The organism is Streptosporangium sp. NPDC002544 (genome assembly GCF_040295965.1).
Lineage (GTDB): Bacteria > Actinomycetota > Actinomycetes > Streptosporangiales > Streptosporangiaceae > Streptosporangium.
In genome coordinates this window covers 152,096-167,913 of sequence record NZ_JBEOWJ010000017.1, presented here as the reverse complement: position 1 = coordinate 167,913, position 15,818 = coordinate 152,096, and the positions used below count along the sequence as shown (strand labels likewise).

Genomic DNA, 15,818 nt, shown 5'->3' with positions numbered 1-15,818 from the left:
TTGCCGGTGGTGGCCGGGCGCGCGGCCACGGGCTGGTTCGCGGCGGCCATGCTGTGCTCGCCGGATTGGCAGGCGTGCGATGCACGCGGTTGGTTCGCGCGGCGGTGTGGGGATGGGGGGAGCCGGCGGTGGTCAGGTGGACGCTCAGTGGTGGTCGGTGCCCGCTCGCAGGGAGTTGATCAGTTGGGTGACCGGGCCGATGGTCAAGGGGGCGCTGTGGGTCTTGTCGTTGATGAGGGTCAGGTGAGGTGCCGTACTGGTGGCGGCGGGCCAGGGGGTGCCGTCGGGGCTGCTTGGCACGCCGGTGCGTGCGAACTCCGTCCATGCGTGTGTCATGGTGTCGGAGACTTGGGCGTCCGTCTCGTCGTAGTCCTCTGCCGGGGTGAGGTGGCCGAACACGTAGGGGATGTCGGACATGTGGAACGCGAGCTTGCCCGTGCGGCGGTTGCCTGGTGATACGCGTTCGAAGCGGTAGGCGTAGGTGGTGCGGCTCAGTTCGGTGAACCGCCGGTAGGAGGCCAGGGCCGGCTCTGCCCAGATGGCGGTGGTGAACAGCTCCGCCAACTTCTCGTACGGACTGCCTGCGAGCGAGGCCACGATGGGGTCGGCCTGCTGCTGGCCGAAGGCCGCGGCCATCCTCGCCAGCGTTGCGGGCGTGTAGAGCTGGGCCGGGTCCACCGTTCCCGGTGGTGCTCCGTAGGGGCCTTTAGGAGTGATGAAGTAGCGCGCCTCGTCCTCGGTGTGACCGAACAGCACCGGGATATCGGCCGGCCAGCAGGACAGATCGGCACCCACGACCTGACCGTCCTCGGTCGGGCACCAGACCAGGTTCGCCGGCGTATGCACCTGGCCGGGGGACGGTACGGCGCCCGAGAACAGGAAGGAAGCCTGACGGATCTGCTCCACCGGCGCCTGGCGCAGATGCTCGATGTCGCTGCTGCCCAGATGCTCGAACAGCCTGCCGCTGGCCTCGGCGAGGCGCTGGCGGGCCATGTCGGGCAAGGCCGCGGCTTGTTCGAAGCCCGCGCTTTGCATGATGGCGCGGTGGAACAACCCCCGGGCGGACGGGGTGGCCAGCAGGGTGCGCACCGCGGTCGCGCCGGCCGACTGACCGAAGACGGTGACGTTTCCGGGGTCGCCGCCGAAGGCGGCGATGTTGCGGGACACCCAGGTCAATGCGGCGACCCAGTCCTGGACGGCGGCGTTCCCGCCCACCTGCGGGTGGTCCAGGAAACCTAAGGCGCCGAGGCGGTAATTGAAGGACACGTAGGTCACGCCGTGCTGGGCGATCGATGGGCCGTGGTAGTCCAGCATGGACCCGGCGCCGCTGAGGAAGCCGCCGCCGTGAATCCACACCATGACCGGTTGGCGAGCCTGCGGGTCGATGCTTGAGGACCAGACGTTGAGGTAGAGGCAGTCCTCGCTCGGTTGCCCGCCGAGATCCACACCGGTGCCGGCGGTCTGGATCGCCGCGTTGCCGAAGGTGATCGCATCACGTACGCCGTCCCAGGAGGCGGGGGGCCGCGGCGCGGCCCACCGCAGCTTCCCCACGGGCGGGGCCGCATAGGGCACGCCGCAGAACCGGAACACGCCGTACTTCTGATCGCCTTCGAGGATTCCTTGTTCGACAGGGACGTGAGTCACGATGTTCTCCTGATGAGTCGGACCGGCCAGGGACCGATGTCGATATCCCCATCTCCCGAATCCGGCGGGCGCTTAACCCTCGAACGTTCGCGTGGGCATTGAACACCCACCCCGCAGATCACCGGTCGGGTAACCACCGGCCTCGCCGATGTCTGCGGCACGGCCGTTGATCCAGTGCGACAGGGGGCGGTTGTGGGGGGCGCGATCGCCCGGCCGGCGACGACCGGCTCCGATCGGAGTTGCGCCGATTACCGAGGTCAGCTCGCGGCCGAACTGAGTCTGGTATTGAGCATGTCGACCAGTAAACGCGCGTAGCCAGGGTCGGAGAGCTGGATCTTCTTCGCTTGCGGGGTCGAAAGAATCAACTGGGCCGCGCGCGCAGAGTACGCATCGACGGCCGCGGCCGCCCGCTCCGGCGACCGGTTCTCCAGAGCCTCGATGATCGCGAGCCGGTTACCGTGCAGCCCGCCGGCGACCCGCCGCCATTCGGATATACGTCCGCCGCTCAACTCGAATGCCAGTTCAACCTGGACGTCGGCGAGCAGTCGACATAGCGGGATGAGTAGCGCGTTGTGGGAGATCTCCGACAGGCGCCGCATGAACGCCCGGAGGTCCTCGATCGTGCTGTCGGTATCGTCGATCACCGCCAGCCGGTCGGCCATCTCCCGGAGCGATGCGATCTCGGTGTCGGTTGCCTCCTGGGCAGCCAGTTGAACCGCGTACCTGTTCAGGGCCGCGAACACACCGAGCACGTCGAGAGCGCCCGCGCCGGCCAGTCGAACCACCGAAGCGATGGACATCCCGATCATGGTGTCGGGTTCGGCGGTGACAAACGACCCGGCGCCGTGCCGGACGCTCACCAGCCCGACGGTGGACAGCACGCGAACCGCCTCGCGGACGGTCGCGCCGCTGACGCCGTACTGCTCAGCCAACTCCCGTTCCGACGGCAACCGTGAGCCGTTCGGGAGATCCCCGCCGAGGATACGGTCCCGCAGGTCGTCGACGATCTGGTCGGCCACCCTGCTGCGCCCGATCCTGCGGCCAGCCCCGCCGCCTCCCGTTGAGTGCTGCGACATGCCCACCTGCCCGTGCCGATGCCTTGAGATGGGACCTGTCGATTCCATCTATCCGAACGCTAACACAAAGACACTAAGTGTCAATGTTACTGAGACACTAGGTGTCTTGGTGACTGGAGTCCTGGGCCGGTTGGGGAGACTCATCACACCGTTCGGCTGAATGCCCCATCGGGATCGAGTGGTTCAAGGTGATTGCGATCACTGCAGAGTCCGGACCACCCTGCCGAAAGAAGACGAACATGAGCCGACGTGCGGGAATTCTGAGGGTTCCGAACGATCGGCGGCTCACCTAGCTTTGCAGACCTGCATCAAGAGCGAGGCTCAACGGCGCCCGGTAGATCTCGATGACTTCATCAGACGACATGGAGGCGATCGGTTCGAGGCAGAGGACGTAGCGGGTCCCGATCAGACCTGCGATCTGTGCGTAGAACGCCGCGGCGCGTTTGCGGGCGGCCGTGCCGCCGATCCGGTCCGCGATCTTGTCGATCACCGCCTGTTCCATCGTCTCCTTGACGAGGGCGGCGAAGGCCGCGTCGTGCGCGGCGCCGGCAATGAGAGAACGCAGGGGCGCCCCGGTTTCGGGGTCATCCCACAGGGCGAGCACGGCTCGCAGGGCGCGCCCGGGGAAGGTCGCCAGGTCGCCTTGGAGGACGAGATCAACAATGGCTGCGGGGTTGGGCGCCAGGGCGAGGACTGCGTTGAGCAGGCCCTTCTTAGATCCGAAGTAGTGGCTGATCAGGGCGGAGTCCACGTCTGCCTCGGCGGCGATGGCGCGCAGGGTGAAGGCCCGATAGCCCCCATCGAGGAAGCGCCGACGGGCGACGTCGAGGATCTGGGAGCGGGTATCGGGGTTTCCGGGACGGCGTCCTCGCGGACCGGGCGAATTCATCACCGTTGAGATCATAGAGACGACCTGGCCAGCGGGCCGAGAGCCGTTGCCTGGGCTGAGGAGAAGAGACCGACGGCTTCGCCGATGCCCTCGACATCGTGCTGGACGCGATGCGCGGCGGCCCGTCAGGTCCTCCTCTCGCCAGGCTCCGACGAGCGGCTCATCTCCCTGCGGGCCGCACACATCGCCGACCGGATGCTCCGGCCGGCGTAGCCGGACAAGGCCGACCACGTCCGCAACCGCCAGAAACTCGGCTCCCGCGGCGGTCGGCCGCCGAAATTCGACAAGACCGACTACCGCGAGCGCCACGCGGTCGAGTGCGGCATCAATCGTCTCAAGAGGCACCGGGCGGTTGCCACGAGGTATGACAAGCTCGCGGTCCGCTACGAGGCGACACCGTTCTCGTCGCGGCCATCAACGAGTGGCTGTGACCAGGATCGTTGTGAAAGTGGGCAGGTGGCTTGTGGAGTTCGGGGTGTTCAGGGGTTGATGGTGTGTTCGGTGAACTGGCCGCAGGAGCGGAATCCCAGGCGGCGGTAGACGGGCTCGCCGTCGGTGGACGCCTGCAGGACCGCGATGTGGTGGTTTCGGTCGCGGGCCGTGTGGAGTGCGGCGAGTGTGATGGCACCGCCGTAGCCGCGTCGGCGGTGGGCAGCCAGGGTGCAGATGTTGTAGATCCCGGCAACCCCCGCGTGATGAAACACTTCGGCCGAGCAGACCGGACGGCCGTCTACGTAGCCGACCAGGTAACGGGCCGGACAGTGCGCGGCCAGGGCCTGCGGGGCGGCCTGGGTGAAGAAGCGGCGGACGGTGTCAGCGGGCGGGGTCCAGTTCGCGGCGAGAACCGCGGCGTAGTCGGCGAGCTGTTCGGGCGTGGCCACCGTCTGGATGTCCAGTCCTGGGGCGGCGGGCAGCGGCAGGGTGTCGTCCAGCTCGGCCCACATCGCCGTCTCGCGTTCGGATGCCGGCAGACCAGCCGCCGTCAGGCGGGCGGTGAGGTCCGGTGGCCTCGAGGCGGGCCCCACCCACCAGGAGAAGCGGCGGCCGGTGCGAGCCAGTGTCCGGGCGGTCTCGGTGATACGTGCCGTAGCGGTGGTGACGGTGAAGCGGGCCGCGGCAACGATGTTGAAAGTGTCGTCGTCCAGGCCGCTGTCGGCGACTAGGAGGTCATCGGTCTCTGTAACGGTCGCACCGCTCATGCTCCGATGCAGGTGACAGGCATGTTCCGCCAGATTCTGCTCCATCCTGTCCGTCAAGTCGGCGTCATTGAGGAAATGGACATTCATAATGAATGATCCCAGCATGACTGGGCGCAGGTTGCACGTGATTTTGGATCGCTCGCCGACGGTGTCACGTCGGCGACCAGCACATTCGATACCCGCCCTAATTGATCTTCCTGGCCTTCTTTGTACTTCTGCCGCAGCTCGCCTTTCTGCCTGTGGAAGATCTTGCGGGCCAGGGTGTGGCGGGCCTCTTGCCGGTTCAGCTGGGTGTTGACCCGGCGGCGCAGCAGTTCGTCGTTGAAGTAGCAGGCCAGGTAGGTGGAGCGATCGAGCTTGCCCGGCTCCATCGGCGCGCGGCCGATCGGGGTGGGGGTGCCGCCGCCGGTCAGATAGCGAAACAGCTCGGCTGGGTGGACCGCGCCGGTCTGCAGGGAGCCGGCCACCCGTAGCAGGTCGTCCCAGTGATCGTTGATGAGGCCGATGTTCACCCGGGTTTTGATCATGGTGTTGAGGCGGCCGGATCGGCCCGGTACGGGGTGGCGCTGCCGACGTCGGCCAGGCGCGGGGAGAACTGCCAGCCCAGCAGCTGGAAGTGTGACATCCGGATGATCTTCGAGACGTCCGGCCGGAGCGAAGCCGCGATATTGATCATGAAACGTGATCTCCGCCCCCGGTCCTCGCAGGGCGAGGCGTTCATGGTCTCCCCAGCGAGGTTCAGGCGCGCCCCGGAGCGGGCGACGGCCGTTTGTGATCTCGACTCCGGCGGCGATGTCGGCGTAGCTGACCTCGCGCCCGTGGTTGCTGCGCAGCCAGATCATCACGTCGGCGACATCGTTCTCGGCCTGTGTCCAGCCCATCGCGTCGCGCCGTGATGTCTGCCGTGGGCTCACAGCAGCTTGCCGTTCTCGTCCAGGAACGCCGCCAGGGCGGCGTCGTCCAGGGCGGAGCCGGTGGCGAGGTCACGGATGGCGGTGATGGCCTGGGCGCGATCGGCGGTGAAGGTGATCTGCTGCTTGTGCAGCTCGGTTTATCTGGGGCTGTCAAGCGAACCTGCTGGTCAACCGCTTGAAGGTCGTTAAGCCATGTAGGGCGAGTAGGCTGACCGCGATGATCGCCTACGACGGTGAAGGAGCCGCTCATGACCGCCGACCCAACGATGACCCGGATCGGCCAGGGGGTGGAGTTGCATCACCACCAAGGCCAGCGTGAAGCCGCTCGCGAGTTGTTCGCGCAGATCTGGGACGACATCGGCGGCGAGCAAGGCGACCCGCTGCATGTTTGCGTCCTTGCTCACTCGATGGCCGATGTGCAGGACGACGTGCACCAGGAGCTGATGTGGGATCTGCGAGCGCTTGCCGCCGTCGGCCTGATCACTGATGAGCGGGTGGCGCAAGCCGGGGTGCCGCTTTCGGTGGCCGGCTTGTATCCGTCGTTGCACCTGAACTTGAGTGAGTGCTATCGCAAGCTGGGCGATCTCGGCCGCGCCCGTGAGCACCTCCGGCAGGCGCGGGACGGGATCGGCGCGCTTGGCGACGACGAGTATGGGCAGCTCATCAAGGGTGGCCTGGAGCGGGTGGCCGAACAGTTGGATGAGACCGTCTGACTGCGAGCGCGTCAGTGGGGCCGTCGAGAGGTTCATGAGCCGCGTGAAAAGACGTAGAACCCTTCGATGAAGTCGAAGCAGGCGGCCTTGGCCGGTTCTTCCGGCGTCCGGCCGCGCGGACCGACTCCACCATCCGCCGCCGGAACTCTGGCGGGTACGGCGGAGGTGACATCGGCACTTGTGAACTCCTCCCAGGACACATCGTCCCAAGCGATCAGGTGTCCACAAGACCGGGGCAACATCAATTCTCACGCTGGGCTGTCGGGTCGACAGATCGCGATCAAGTATCAGGTGAGCCGGAACACGGTGGCTGCGGCGTTGCGTCAGCCGTGGCCGGTGCATCGGCATACGGGACGGTCTATACTCGTTTCCTTAGCGCTATCGCACAGAAAAGCGCACACACGCCCAGCTAAAAGGAGCGTACCAAGGAAATGTCGAGCCGTCAAGTGTCAAGCCCTCACATCGAAGCCGAGCAGTCCTACATCACCATGCTGTACTGCCACCTCGATGAGGCGCGTGAGCGGGCCGAGACCTCTCTGAAGGAGGCGCACCGCAGTCCCGGTGACGGCACCGCTCGGGGCATGGTCGAGCGGGAGACGTTCTCCGGAGAGTACGCCAGGCGCCTCGCCAGGCTCAATGGGGTGGAGCACGGCCTGTGCTTCGGCCGGATCGACGACTCCGGCGGCGAGACCCTCTACATCGGCAGGATCGGGTTGCGCGACGGCGACGGCGAGCCGGTCCTGATCGACTGGCGGGCCCCTGCCGCCCGCCCGTTCTACACCGCCACGCCCGGCAACCCGGGCTCGCTGGTACGGCGCCGCCACCTGCACACCCGCAACCGGACCGTGGTCGGCGTCGACGACGAGGTGTTCGACCTCGATCGGATGAGCGACGCCGACCGCCGGTCGCTGGTCGGGGAGGCGGCGCTCCTGGCGACGCTGCGCCGGGCGAGAACCGGCAAGATGAGCGAGGTGGTGGCCACCATCCAGACCGAGCAGGACCGCGTGATCCGCTCGGGCCTGCACGGGACCCTCGTGGTCCAGGGCGGTCCTGGCACCGGTAAGACGGTCGCCGCGCTGCACCGCGCCGCTTACCTGCTCTACACGCACAGGGACGTCCTGGAGCGCAGGGGTGTCCTGATCATCGGGCCTAACGACCTGTTCTCCCGCTATATCGAGCAGGTGCTGCCCTCCCTCGGCGAGAGCGACGTGGTGATGACCACGCTCGGGCGGCTCTATCCGGGCATCGCGGCGACGGCAGAGGATGGCCCGTCTCAGGCTGTGATCAAGGGTGACCTGCGGATGGTCGAGGTGATGGCGGGAGCCGTACAAGATCGGCAGCGGGTCCCCGAAGGAGACCTCGAGGTCAAGATCCCCGCTCGGACGTCGGTGCGCGGCGGCAAGGAAGTCGTGGTCGACTGGACGACGCTCCGCGTGGACCACGGCACCTGCGTCATCGCCCGCGACCGCGCCCGTGCACTGCGCAGCCCGCACAACGAGGCCCGGCACGTGTTCGTGCTCGACATGCTGCGGGCGCTGGCCACCGCCGAGGCCGAACAGTACGAGCGGCTGACGGATGAGGAGGAGCTGGGGGTGGTGCTGCCTGACGACGGCGACTCGTGGCTGGAGCTGCCGCCGGACGAGGAGGAGATGCGGGTCGACGAGGAGGAGACGCTGCGGGAGGCGTGCCGGGTGCTGTGGGAGCAGCCGACGGTACGGCAGGCGATGGACGAGCTGTGGCCGATCCTCACCCCGGAGCAACTGGTCGGCGAGCTGCTGGCCGACTGGGAGGCGATGCTCTCGGCGGGTCTGGACGCCGGTGAGGCCGGAGAGCTGCTGCGTCCGCCGGGTGCGCCGTGGACGGTGGGTGACGTGCCGCTGCTCGACGAGGCCGCCGAGCTGCTCGGCTCCGACCTGACCGGCGATCAGGAACGGGATCGGGCCAACGCTGCCGAGCGGCGCGACGAACGGGCCTACGCCCAGGACGTGCTGACCTACAACAACGACTTCGAGATCCTGGACGAGGCCGGGGCGAGGCTCGGTGACCTGCTGGACGTCGGCACCCTGGCCGAACGCCACCACGACCGAGGCCCGGCACTGACCACCGCCCAGCGCGCAGCCGCCGACCGGACGTGGGTCTACGGTCACGTGATCCTCGACGAGGCCCAGGAGCTGTCGGCGATGGCCTGGCGTTCGGTCATGCGGCGCATCCCGACCCGCTCACTGACCGTGGTCGGCGACATTGCCCAGACGGGATCGGCGGCGGGCGCCCGCACCTGGGAAGAGATGCTGGCTCCCTATGCCGAGGACCGCTGGCGCGAGGAGCGACTGATGATCAATTATCGGACCCCGGCCGAGATCATGGACGTGGCCGCCGATGTCCTGCGCGCCGTGGCTCCTGACCAGGTCCCCCCGCAGTCGGTCCGCACCGGCGAGACTCCGCCTCGCGCCATCCGTCAGACGTCACTCGGCTTCGCGGATGTGGTGGAGTCTGAGCTCACCGCGATCGGCGAAGGGCGGCTGGCCGTCATCGTTCCCGACGCGCGTCATACCGGGTTCGCCGAGGTCGATCTCGAGGCGCCGGTGGTGGTGCTCACCGTGACCCAGTCCAAGGGGCTGGAGTTCGACGCCGTCGTGGTCGTGGCTCCTGACGAGATCCTCGCCCAGTCACCCAAGGGGGGTCACGATCTCTACGTGGCGATCACCCGAGCCACCAGGCGCCTTGCCGTGGTGCACGAAGCGGAACTACCTGACATGCTCGCCAAACTCGCCCGGTGACGGTGACGGTGACGGTGACGGCTCTGGGAATGGGGCTGGGCGAAAGGTCTTGCATCGACCGGTAGGTGCTGCGGTGGAAAATCGTTCGCTCGGCGCGATGCTGCTGACGGGTGAGGTGCTGTGGCGGATTGGGCCGCACTTCCTGAATCGGACCGACGCTCACCGACCGCCTCACCTACGCCGGCACCATCATCGAGACCGGCACCGGCTCCTACCGCCTCGCCCAGACCCGAGCACGCACCGAGCAGGCCGGCTGATCCAACTCACCCAACGTCACCGGAGTCATGCCCGCACAACCGCGGGCATGACTCTCACTTTCACCGACACTCCACAGCCTTCGATCATCAAACGGCTCCCGAACCGACCGACACCTGGCCCTCACTCACACCTTCATAGCCAGTCGGTCCAGCGATCGTCCTGAGCGGCTTACGCGAAGACGCGCTCGACGACGGTGGCCTGCTCGGTAGCGCCAGCGCTGTCGAGCGTCGCCAGCGCCTCGTGCAGGCTCAGCGCGAACTGGCCGCCCTCACTGGCGCCGTTCGGTTGCTGCTCACCGCCCCGTGGCGGAGTTCGTATGGCGGGCGGTGGATCTGCCGGAAGGAACCGCGGCGGTGCCGTGCTGTCCCGTGAAGCCGTGGCGAGCTGCTGGTGCTGGTGCTCTCGCGCTTGGCAGTCAGGATGGCTGAACTTCGTCGAAGAGGGCGAGGGCTTCGGTGGGGTCCGGGCTCACGAGGCGTTCCAGACCGGCCATCGTGATCTTCGCCCACCTGCCGGCCCGTGCCCACATCTGTTCCTCGAAGGCGCGGACGGCCTCGTCCAGATCGCCAGGGCCGGGGGCGGCGGCGACGGACTCGGCGAGTTCGGCGCCTTCCAGCATCGCGAGGTTCGCGCCCACCCCCAATGGGGGCATCAGGTGGGCGGCGTCGCCCAGTAGCGTCACCCCGGGGACATGGGCCCAGGTGTGGGACACGGGCAGGACGTAGAGAGGGCGGTGGACGAAAGCGATGCCGTGGCGGAGGAGGTCGAGGACGGGAGCGGCCCAGCCGTCGAACAGAGCCAGCAGGCTTGATCGCACGGCCTCGACGTCGGCCAGGTCCAGGCCCACGTCCATGCCTGCGTCCAGGCCCGCGCGCCGGTTCAGGCCCAGATGCCGGTCCAGGTTCGTGTGCCAGTCCAGCGGCGCGCGGAACTGGGCGTACACCTTGACGTGGCCGCCGCTGTTGCGCTGGGCGACGAGGGCGCGGTTCACGCCGTACACAGCCATGGAACCGTCGCCGATCAGCCGGGCGAGGTCGGGGTGGCGGGTGTCGACGTCGTCCAGGGCGGTCTCGACCAAGGTGACGCCGGTGTAGTGCGGCGTCGCGGGCGAGATTGCCGGGCGGACCCGGGACCAGGCGCCGTCCGCGCCGATCACGAGGTCGAACGTCTCCTGCCGCCCGTCCGTGAAACGGACCAGCACGCCGTCCCGGGTCCCCGGCACTACCTCCGTCACGCCCCGCCCCCACTGAACGTCGAGGGGGCCGAGCAGCAGGTCACGGAGTTGCCGCCGGTCGATCTCGGGATTGGCCCGGTCACCCGGACGGGGTCGCCAGTCGCGGAGGACGGTCCCGTCCGCGTCCAGGATCCGCATGGCCTGCCCCTCGGGACGGGACAGCGCCTGGAACTCCGTCAGCAGCCCCGCCTTGCCCAGCGCGAGCTGGCCCATCCTTTCGTGCAGGTCGAGCGTGCCCCCCGGGGGACGGGCGTCAGGGGCGGGATCGCGTTCGAGGATGGTGACGGGGTGACCGTGGCGGTGCAGGACGCAGGCGAAGGTTAGGCCGGCGGGGCCGCCCCCAATCACGGCGATGCGGTGTCTCATATCGATACACTGTATTTACATATTACGGTGTATCGCAACAGTACGATGTAACCTATGACTGTGTGGGACCGGCCGGAGCCGCCGACTCGCCCCGTGCCGCTCGACCGGGAGCGAATCGTTGCCGCCGCTATCGCGCTGGCCGACGAGGGCGGGCTGGAGGCGGTGTCGTTGCGCAAGGTCGCCGCCCGGCTGGACACCGGCCCGATGCGGCTGTACGGATACATCTCCACCAAGGAGGAGCTGTTCGACCTCATGGTGGACGAGGTCTACGCCGAGATCCTCCCTGAGGAGCAGCCCGGCGACTGGCGGGAGGTGCTGCGCATCCGCGCCCACCGCACCAGGCAGGCCACCCTCCGTCACGAATGGCTGGCCGATCTGCTCGGCGGCCGTCCGACCCTGGGCCCAAACGCCCTCGCCGTGACTGAGGCCACGCTGGCCGCCCTCGACGGCCTCGCCGACCTCGACACCGTCCTGCGCGCCGTGGAGACTGTCAGTGCCTACTTCACTGGCGCGATCAGACGCGAGATCGCGAACCTGCGGGCCGAGCGCGCCACGGGCCTGTCCAAGCGCGAGTGGCAGCGCGCCTCCGGCCCGCATGTGAGGAGGATGCTGGCCACGGGCCGCTTCCCAGCGCTGGCCAAGGCCGTGCACGACGGCACGGAGGTGGACGCCGAGGCGTCCTTCGCGACCGGCCTGGACTGGGTCCTCGACGCCGTGGCCGCCAAACTCGCCCGGCCGCCGGCGTGACGCTCAGGATTTCCAGGTGACATCCGTGGCACTGCATAACGCCGCCAGACTGCGCACCTACCTGCTCGACTGGTTCAGAGGCAAGCTCTGACGCCGGACGACCGAGCGGCGCTGGAAGGGCTGCGCCATCTGCAGCGGTACGTGGGCTCCTACGCTCATGTCCATGGCCAGCAGCCGCACCCCCTCCGATTCGCGCTCACCGACTCGCCGGTCGGCCTGCTCCCCTGGAACAGCCAGGCCACGGGCGGTCTCGACGCCGGCCCGGATCGCGTTCAACCCGCGGATCTCCGTCAGCATCGAATCCAGGCTCACGTTGCCCGGCATCGAAGAACTCTGCCGGCACCGGTCGACGGGTGTTACTTCTCGGCCGTGCCGGGTTTCCCGCTGATGGACTCCTGATAGATGTCCGCGTAGGTGCGCGAGTCCTTGACCAGGTCGTCGCAGAAGGCGGCGACGTCGTTGCCGATGAGTTCCAGGACTCCCTTGCCGGCCGCGACGCCCTCCTCGAAGAAATCGACGATCCCTGAGAGCAGGGGCCCGTCAAGTAAGTCGATCGGTCCAACCTTGAAGAAGTACCTCTGAATCTCCTTGTAGACGATCTGGTAGTCCGGCGGGAGCGCCTTGACCCGCGCCATGTGCGCCCGCCACTGCTTCTTGCCCTCGATGATGTCTTGGATGCCCACGTCAGCCTCCTAGTCGGCCCAATTTCCTTGCGACGTTCCTGTTCAACTGCTCGCGCCACCGGTCGCGAAAGCTCCGAGCCCCTTCTCCGCCGGCCAGTGCCGCGCAGAAGCCCTCGACATCGTCACCCAGCACCTCGTGAATGTTCCGCCCATCGGCCGCTGTCTCTTCGAGCAGCCCCAGAGCACCGTCGAGAATCGGCATCAGGTTTCGACCCGTGAAGTCCGAGTAGGGAGAAAGATGCCCCTTGATCTCTTCCCACGCCGCTCGGTAGTCGGCCGGCAATGCCTCGGCCCGGGCTTCGAACGCCTTCCATTCCCTGGTGAGATCGCTGCCTGTCATGGCCTCCCAGAAGTTCATCTCCCGCCCTCCTTGAGCTTGTCGATCCGTGATGTGATGTACTCCCATTTCGCCCAGAACGTCGCGAGTTCTTCGCGCCCCGCGTCGTTGAGCGCATAGAACTTGCGCGGCGGGCCCAGCCCGGACGGTCGTTTCGTCGCCTGAACGAGCCCGTTCTTCTCCAGTCGCAGCAGGATGGTGTAAACCGTCCCCTCGACGACGTCGGCGAAGCCGAGTTCGTTCAGCCGACGCGTGATGGCGTACCCGTAGGTCTCCTCGCTGCCGATGATTTCAAGCACGCAGCCCTCAAGCGTGCCCTTCAGCATCTCCGTCAGGTCGTCCATCGTGGGTCCTCTTCGGTCTCTTGGTACTTTGTAGTACCGAGTACCACTACACGGTACCACAGAGTAGTGAACCAATGCCTAGCCAGTAGTGCTTTGTTAGGTGGATTGGGGCGGCTGTTGATGACAGGTGGGGCATCGGCCTGTCCAGGTGGCCAATCGGTGAGCGCGTGCACGCTCACGCCGATCTGGCAGTTGCCGACCTTGCCCAGGGGGCCCGAATACCGCCGGGCCACGCCCGGCGACGCGGTGCCGATGCCACCGGCCACGGCTTCCGGATGAGCGTGCAGTTGATGCGTGACGCGGTGCGTGCGTCGCTGGCCGTCGCCAAGGTCGCCGGTGGTGCTTTTGTGCGGGCGGGCGCAGGCCGATGTACTCAATCGGGAGGTGCCGGCCGCGGCCCGGGAGGCTCAGGAGGAGCATGTGGCTCGGATGGTCCAGGCGGGCCGGGGGCGCCTGACGGCCTGGGAGGGCCTGGCGGTCCGGAGGAGATCTTGCCTCGTGATACGGAGGGGGCTCTGTCTCGTCGCAGCCGGACGGCGTAGGCGATCGCCGATCCGGCGAAGAGCACACCGGTCACCAGCAGCCATCGTCCCAGGTACGGGCTCGTGTCCAAGGCCACCGCCCCCCGGTAGGTGCGCGAGGATCCCCCGAGGATGAGGGGGAACCAGACGATCAGCAGCAGTCCGGACAGACCGCCCGGTACGCGCAGGTAGTTGGTCATCGGCGGCCACCGGACGCCGGGCCGTGGTCGGGGACGCCACCGGCGCGACCGCACGGCGACGTCGGCGAGGGAGTAGAGGGGAAACAGTACGAGATCGTGAATGATCGCGGCGCCGACGAACCACACCAGAAATCCCACCCAGATGCCCGCGACGACGACCCGGCTGGCGGCGTAACCGGCCAGCGCGAAGCAGGCGAGCAGCGCGAGCAGGTGCAATGGGTCGGCGCCGTAGCGGGTGGTCGCCCGCCGGCGCAGGTCACGGACTCGGAACCTCATGAATCCGCCGGCAGGAAGTCGAGCTGACGCACCCACTTGGTGTTGTGCACACCGGGGGCGTTCGGGACCATGATCCGGGCCGGGAACCCGTGGTTGAGGGAGAGGTCGGCGCCGTTGACCCGCAGCGCCAGCAGGGAACGGGGATCGGCCACCTGCCGGGCACTCAGCGACGCGTGGCTGAACACGCCCCCCATCTGCAGGGACCGGACGAAGACGTCGACCCCGCCCACCGCCGCTCCGGCCAGCCGCGCCAGATCGGCCAGGCGAACGCCGGTCCATGTCTGCTCGGTCGACCACCCCTCCACGCAGGCGATCGGCAGCCGGTAGGTGTACAGCGGCATCGCCAGCAGGTCGGTGCGGGACAGTCGCACCGGGTGCGGCCCGATCAGCGTGAGCTGCCACTGCGGGCCCATCCCCGCCATGTCGACGCCCACGTCGGCCGCTGTTTTGTTCACCTGGAAGTCATTCGGTCCCGGGCCGTAGACGCGCCCGTGGGGGGCCAGCAGTGCGGTGCGCCGCAGCGGCCCGTCGATGGTCTGGCCGACGGACAGGCCGAACATCAGCATCGAGCCGCCGCCGACGAAGGCGAGCAGGCCGCGCCGGGACATGGTGGGTGCCGCCGGGTCGGGGGCGACCAGAGCGTCGGGGTCGGGCGGTTCGGGATGGGTGTCGGCCAGGCCGGTGCGCAGCTCGCGGCGGAAGCCGCGTGATCGCAGCGCGCTGATCATCCGCGGCAGTTTGAAGGCGACATGGACCACGAACGCCGCCAGGAAGATCCAGGCGCCGTACAGGTGCGCCGGGTAGAAGGAGAATGGGAACACGTAGAAGAGCTGGATGTTGAGGATGCCGGTGACGAACTCGAACACCGCCCCGCCGACCAGGAGCAGCAGGCTGGCCCGTTCCACCGCCTCGGCGGGGGAGCGGGCGGGCGGCCAGGCGAACAGTTTGTGGATGACCGACCACAGCTTGGCCAGCAGCACCGGCACCAGCGTCAGCCCGAGGGTGACGTGCACTCCCTGGGTGAGCCGGTACAGCCACACCGGATGCGTGGGCCAGTCGAAGAGATAGAAACCCAGCAATCCCTTGCCGGGGGTTATGTCGTTGCCCGGCAGCCGGGGATTGTAAGCGGCGTACGACAGCAGCCCTGTGATCGCGAGGATGGGGATGCCGACCAGCAGCACGATGCCGAACACCGAGGTCAGCCACGGGCCGCGTAACGGGCTGCGCCAGAACTCCGGCCGGAACGGGCCAGGCGGCGGATGTTCGCGCAACCACTCGGCGAGGCCTCGGCCTGGGCGCGTGGTTTTCCGGCCGGGGTTCGGAACGGGCTCACCGTCGTGCTGAGCGGGTCCTGGCGATGGTCGATCTGACACGGATCACCCCCGGAGTCAGTACCTGACGCGAAACGGAGGAACGCTCACACAAGCAGCCCGACATGAGGCTCTAAGTCCTGTTTCCGAGAGAAAAGGCCCTTCTGGGTATTATAACTTACTGCTATGAATCTTGATCTGACAGTGATCGAGGCGTGTTCGCCAGGGGGTGCCCGGTCACCGAAGACGACCGGGGCGGCTGGGTGAGTGACGGCGCGGGGAGGGGTGCAGGCGGCCGGCCGGACCGGCGTATGGGGCGCGTAACCGGTC

At 67.7% G+C, this 15,818-nt stretch carries 15 protein-coding genes and 1 pseudogene; 3 read left to right on the top strand and 13 right to left on the bottom strand.

The features are described 5' to 3' along the window. Positions 1 to 144 precede the first annotated feature (144 nt). The 5 genes from ABT061_RS25755 to ABT061_RS25730 all read right to left on the bottom strand — a co-directional run bounded on the left by ABT061_RS25755 (position 145) and on the right by ABT061_RS25730 (position 5,689). Complete coding sequence (locus tag ABT061_RS25755; protein ID WP_350922411.1) at positions 145 to 1,644, bottom strand: carboxylesterase/lipase family protein; 1,500 nt, start codon at positions 1,642 to 1,644, stop codon at positions 145 to 147. Between the two features lie 257 nt (positions 1,645 to 1,901). Further along, positions 1,902 to 2,663, bottom strand: coding sequence for a FadR/GntR family transcriptional regulator (locus ABT061_RS25750; protein ID WP_350922409.1), 762 nt, complete (start codon positions 2,661 to 2,663; stop codon positions 1,902 to 1,904). A gap of 346 nt (positions 2,664 to 3,009) precedes the next feature. Further along, positions 3,010 to 3,624, bottom strand: a complete 615-nt coding sequence (locus ABT061_RS25745; RefSeq protein WP_350922406.1) for a TetR/AcrR family transcriptional regulator — start codon at positions 3,622 to 3,624, stop codon at positions 3,010 to 3,012. Between the two features lie 464 nt (positions 3,625 to 4,088). Beyond that, a complete protein-coding gene (locus tag ABT061_RS25735; protein WP_350922404.1) occupies positions 4,089 to 4,808 on the bottom strand; it encodes a GNAT family N-acetyltransferase in 720 nt (239 codons plus the stop codon). 83 nt (positions 4,809 to 4,891) lie between these two features. Next, complete coding sequence (locus ABT061_RS25730; protein ID WP_350922402.1) at positions 4,892 to 5,689, bottom strand: Tn3 family transposase; 798 nt, start codon at positions 5,687 to 5,689, stop codon at positions 4,892 to 4,894. Positions 5,690 to 5,970: 281 nt separating this feature from the next. Between ABT061_RS25730 and ABT061_RS25725 the strand changes: the two genes are divergently transcribed. Both ABT061_RS25725 and ABT061_RS25720 read left to right on the top strand, forming a co-directional pair. Next, entirely contained in the window at positions 5,971 to 6,435 is a 465-nt protein-coding gene (locus ABT061_RS25725) for a hypothetical protein (protein ID WP_350922399.1), read from the top strand. Positions 6,436 to 6,866: 431 nt separating this feature from the next. Further along, positions 6,867 to 9,212 carry a HelD family protein gene (locus ABT061_RS25720; RefSeq protein ID WP_350922397.1) on the top strand — a complete coding sequence of 782 codons (2,346 nt, stop codon included), beginning with the start codon at positions 6,867 to 6,869 and terminating at the stop codon, positions 9,210 to 9,212. Between the two features lie 673 nt (positions 9,213 to 9,885). On the opposite strand, the gene ABT061_RS25715 is transcribed toward ABT061_RS25720, so the two are convergent. Beyond that, complete coding sequence (locus tag ABT061_RS25715; protein WP_350922395.1) at positions 9,886 to 11,070, bottom strand: FAD-dependent oxidoreductase; 1,185 nt, start codon at positions 11,068 to 11,070, stop codon at positions 9,886 to 9,888. 54 nt (positions 11,071 to 11,124) lie between these two features. Between ABT061_RS25715 and ABT061_RS25710 the strand changes: the two genes are divergently transcribed. Then, positions 11,125 to 11,817: a TetR/AcrR family transcriptional regulator gene (locus ABT061_RS25710; RefSeq protein WP_350922392.1), complete on the top strand. Its 693-nt coding sequence runs from the start codon at positions 11,125 to 11,127 to the stop codon at positions 11,815 to 11,817. A gap of 57 nt (positions 11,818 to 11,874) precedes the next feature. Here ABT061_RS25710 and ABT061_RS25705 read toward each other — a convergent pair whose 3' ends face one another. The 7 genes and pseudogenes from ABT061_RS25705 to ABT061_RS25675 form a co-directional block, all read right to left on the bottom strand. Next, the gene (locus ABT061_RS25705; protein ID WP_350922390.1) at positions 11,875 to 12,141 is read right to left on the bottom strand and encodes a hypothetical protein; all 267 of its coding nucleotides are present in this window, start codon (positions 12,139 to 12,141) and stop codon (positions 11,875 to 11,877) included. A 32-nt stretch (positions 12,142 to 12,173) separates the two neighbouring features. After that, a complete protein-coding gene (locus tag ABT061_RS25700) occupies positions 12,174 to 12,500 on the bottom strand; it encodes a DUF1048 domain-containing protein (protein WP_350922388.1) in 327 nt (108 codons plus the stop codon). A gap of 1 nt (position 12,501) precedes the next feature. Further along, positions 12,502 to 12,858: a DUF1048 domain-containing protein gene (locus tag ABT061_RS25695; RefSeq protein ID WP_350922385.1), complete on the bottom strand. Its 357-nt coding sequence runs from the start codon at positions 12,856 to 12,858 to the stop codon at positions 12,502 to 12,504. Further along, a complete protein-coding gene (locus ABT061_RS25690) occupies positions 12,855 to 13,181 on the bottom strand; it encodes a PadR family transcriptional regulator (RefSeq protein WP_155350237.1) in 327 nt (108 codons plus the stop codon). Before ABT061_RS25690 ends, ABT061_RS25695 begins: the two co-directional genes overlap by 4 nt. A gap of 155 nt (positions 13,182 to 13,336) precedes the next feature. Further along, positions 13,337 to 13,432: pseudogene (locus tag ABT061_RS48405) on the bottom strand (transposase); the annotation flags it as partial. 122 nt (positions 13,433 to 13,554) lie between these two features. Further along, positions 13,555 to 14,178, bottom strand: coding sequence for a hypothetical protein (locus tag ABT061_RS25680; protein ID WP_350922383.1), 624 nt, complete (start codon positions 14,176 to 14,178; stop codon positions 13,555 to 13,557). Next, positions 14,175 to 15,449 (bottom strand): molybdopterin-dependent oxidoreductase, encoded by a 1,275-nt coding sequence (locus ABT061_RS25675; RefSeq protein ID WP_350922380.1) that lies wholly within the window; start codon positions 15,447 to 15,449, stop codon positions 14,175 to 14,177. The genes ABT061_RS25680 and ABT061_RS25675 overlap by 4 nt, the downstream gene beginning before the upstream one ends. Positions 15,450 to 15,818: the final 369 nt, after the last annotated feature.